This window comes from Mucilaginibacter panaciglaebae (genome assembly GCF_039539265.1).
Classification (GTDB): Bacteria; Bacteroidota; Bacteroidia; order Sphingobacteriales; family Sphingobacteriaceae; genus Mucilaginibacter; species Mucilaginibacter panaciglaebae.
Window position 1 is genome coordinate 1 of sequence record NZ_BAABCV010000021.1, and the last position, 3433, is coordinate 3433.

Here is a 3433-nt window from a genome sequence, read left to right on the forward strand (position 1 = left end):
CATTTGTATATATCTTTATACAATAACTTAACCTCGATCCTCTCTTCTTTCAAACAAACTTCTTCTCCTCTCTCGAGGCGTTGAAGCCCGCTCGCTACATGATTTTCTATTTCCTAAAAGAACTTTTCGATACCACTGTCGCAGTGGATCTTTTTATTTCTAAAATCCCGCAGGATTCTACTTTTTTCAATGTTTTGCTTCCTTATCGAAGCGGCTGCAAAGATGCGAACTTTTTTAATATCTGTCAAGTGTTATTTTCACTTTTTTGATATTTATTTTTTAGTTCCCACTTTTCAAAAAACAACCGCTCTTTCTTCCTGAGCGGGTTGCAAATGTAGAAAGATTTTGGCATCTGGCAAAAGAAATTTTCACTTTTTTAAAACAATATTATAACACGCTGAAAACTAAGACATATCCAATGCAATTTCGAAAGCCATCTGCATCAATTTCTGATTTTGTATATTTGAAATCAAATGCAAAACCACCAATTTCCTATAAATTTTCTCGAATCTTTATTAAACGAGCCGGGATTTGACCATCAAAATTTTGTCGATACCCATCAAAAAAACGACTCGCCGACCTCAATTCGTATCAATCCTTTTAAAAAAACATCGACAAAAACAGGTGAACAGGTGCCCTGGTGTGCCGATGGCTTGTATCTATACACCCGCCCATCGTTCACTTTTGACCCACTATTTCATGCCGGGGCATACTATGTGCAGGAAGCTTCGTCAATGTTTATCGGGCATATATTAAAACATATAAAGCCTGAAGCACCGGTAAACATCATCGACCTTTGCGCCGCACCTGGTGGCAAAAGCACGCTGTTAAACTCGGCCATGACGCCTGACGACCTGCTGGTGGCCAATGAAATTATTAAAACACGGGTACCTATCCTTACCGATAATCTGGCCCGCTGGGGTACGGCCAATACCATCGTCACTAATAATGACCCGAAAGATTTTGGCAGGCTTACCGGCTTTTTTGATATCGTATTGGTTGACGCGCCTTGTTCGGGTTCTGGGATGTTCCGTAAAGATCCGGATGCTATGGATGAATGGAGCCCGGCTAATGTTAACCTTTGCCATCAACGGCAGGAGCGCATCCTGGCGGACATCTACCCCGCTCTAAAAGAAGATGGCTACCTTATATATAGTACCTGCTCTTACTCGCACCAGGAAAATGAGGATATTCTGGATTGGCTATGCAGCACTTTTGCGTTGGAAAGCATACGTATACCTGTTAATAAGGAGTGGGGAATTGTTGAATCGCAATCGACAAAAAAGGAAGCCTGGGGATATCGTTTTTATCCAGGGCTGGTTAAGGGTGAAGGGCTGTTTGCTTCGGTACTGCGAAAGCGGGAAAGCAGCGGTAACCTGACATCGTTCAAAAATAACAAAAACCAAAAAGTGCCCCACAATGAACTGGATCTGATCAAACCTTATATCAATGATCCATCGGCTTATTACTTTTTTAAGGTGAATGAGGATTGGATGGCCATTAATCAGCAGCATAAAGAAAGCCTGAACCTGTTACAGCATCATTTATATATTAAAAAATCGGGCGTATGTATTGGCAAACTGGCAGGCCGCGATCTGATACCGGACCATGAACTGGCGCTGAGCATCATTGTAAACAAAGACGCAGCAGTGCAAACCGAATTAGACTATGACCAGGCGATATTATATCTGCGCCGGGAGAACCTGAATATTGATGAGGCTAAGAAAGGCTGGAGTTTGATGAACTTTGAGGGCCACACGTTAGGCTGGGCTAAGCTGCTGCCAAACAGGGTTAATAATTATTACCCGAAGGAACTGAGGATATTGAGCTCTCCCCGCCCCTCTTCAAAGGAGGGGGAGCGTTAACCCGCTATTTCAAAGTTTTATACAAAGCACTCTCCTTTGGAGAAGATTTAGGAGAGGTTTTTCAAACCATATACTATATAATACTGTTAAAATTGAACACAGTATATAATATATAGTATGAAAGATATTGCCCAACGTTTTCCGGAAAACCCCTTACTATCGCCTATCGACCTTAAAGCAAGCGAGGATGGCTTACAGATTATTTGTTTGCTTAACCCCGGCGTATTCACTTTTGAGGGCAAAACCTGGCTTATCGTCCGTGTGGCAGAGAATGCGATACAGAAAGAAGGGTCGATATTCTTCCCGGTGCTGAATGAAGTGGGCAAAACGGAGATTGTTGAGCTACCTTCAGAACACCCCGAGTTGATTACTACCGATCCGCGGGTTATCAGGTACATGGGTTTAGATTACCTAACCACACTATCACACCTGCGTTTGCTTTGCAGCGATGACGGGGTACATTTTTATGAACCTGAAGGCTATAAGCCGCTGTTTGGACAAGGCGCATTACAAGCCTTTGGAATTGAAGATTGCCGGGTGACATTTTTAGAAAACAAATATTATTTGACATTTACGGCCGTATCGGGCAATGGCGTTGGGGTGGGCATGCGTACCACTACCGATTGGAAGACTTTTGAAAACCACGGGATGATCATCCCACCTCATAATAAGGACTGCGCCATTTTTGAGGAAAAAATAAATGGTTTATATTACTGCCTGCACCGACCCAGCAGCGTGGATATTGGAGGCAATTATATCTGGCTGGCCGAGTCGCCCGACGGCTTGCATTGGGGTAATCATAAATGTCTTGTTAAAACCCGCAAGGATAACTGGGACAGCCACCGCGTGGGCGCAGGCGCCGCACCTATAAAAACCGAAAAAGGCTGGCTTGAAATTTATCACGGCGCTAACAAAGAACACCAATATTGTTTAGGCGCCGTTCTGCTTGATCTTAATAATCCTTCGAAAGTATTGGCACGCGCCGATGAACCTATTATGAAGCCTACCGAGCCTTATGAGTTAAGCGGATTCTTTGGTAATGTAGTATTTACTAACGGCCATGTGGTTGACGGCGACACTATAACTATATATTATGGTGCCTCGGACGAATTTGTTTGCGGGGCAAGGTTTTCTATCAAAGAGATATTGGCTGCGTTGGGTGTTTAGCGTGATTGACTTTATTTCGATATCATCTCGGCCATAGAGAGAGATCCATACACATGCTAAGTATGGCGTGAATATTTATGTATAGGTACCTCGCCGTCGCCCGATACGACATTTTTTATTTTCATGGGTAGCGTAGCGAAGCATCGGCCGACGTTTATAAAGCCGCACAGATTTTTCACTTCGTTCAAGAGCATAGTCCTTCGCTATGCTTAAAATGACAAAAGAGGATATAACATAAAAGCGGCTGCCTGAATCAGGCGCCGCTTTTATATTAAGTGTCCCGTCCTGAAATAAGTTGACATCCAAGTTGACTTATTATGAAGAAACACTTAAAACGAGTTATCAGGCGCAGTCAGCGCGATTACAGTCTTGCCTTTAAGTTGCAGGTTGTGCAACAGGTA

2 protein-coding genes are annotated in these 3433 nt (G+C 43.2%); both read left to right on the forward strand.

What is annotated here, in order from left to right:
- Window positions 1-473 precede the first annotated feature (473 nt).
- Complete coding sequence (locus ABD772_RS17445; RefSeq protein WP_345107482.1) at window positions 474-1865, forward strand: methyltransferase RsmF C-terminal domain-like protein; 1392 nt, start codon at window positions 474-476, stop codon at window positions 1863-1865.
- 117 nt (window positions 1866-1982) lie between these two features.
- The gene (locus tag ABD772_RS17450) at window positions 1983-3032 is read left to right on the forward strand and encodes a glycoside hydrolase family 130 protein (protein ID WP_345107484.1); all 1050 of its coding nucleotides are present in this window, start codon (window positions 1983-1985) and stop codon (window positions 3030-3032) included.
- Window positions 3033-3433: the final 401 nt, after the last annotated feature.

Excerpts from the sequence above, each read along its gene's own strand:
- ABD772_RS17445 (WP_345107482.1), top strand. The coding sequence starts at position 474 with ATGCAAAACCACCAATTTCCTATAAATTTTCTCGAATCTTTATTAAAC.
- ABD772_RS17450 (WP_345107484.1), top strand. The coding sequence starts at position 1,983 with ATGAAAGATATTGCCCAACGTTTTCCGGAAAACCCCTTACTATCGCCT.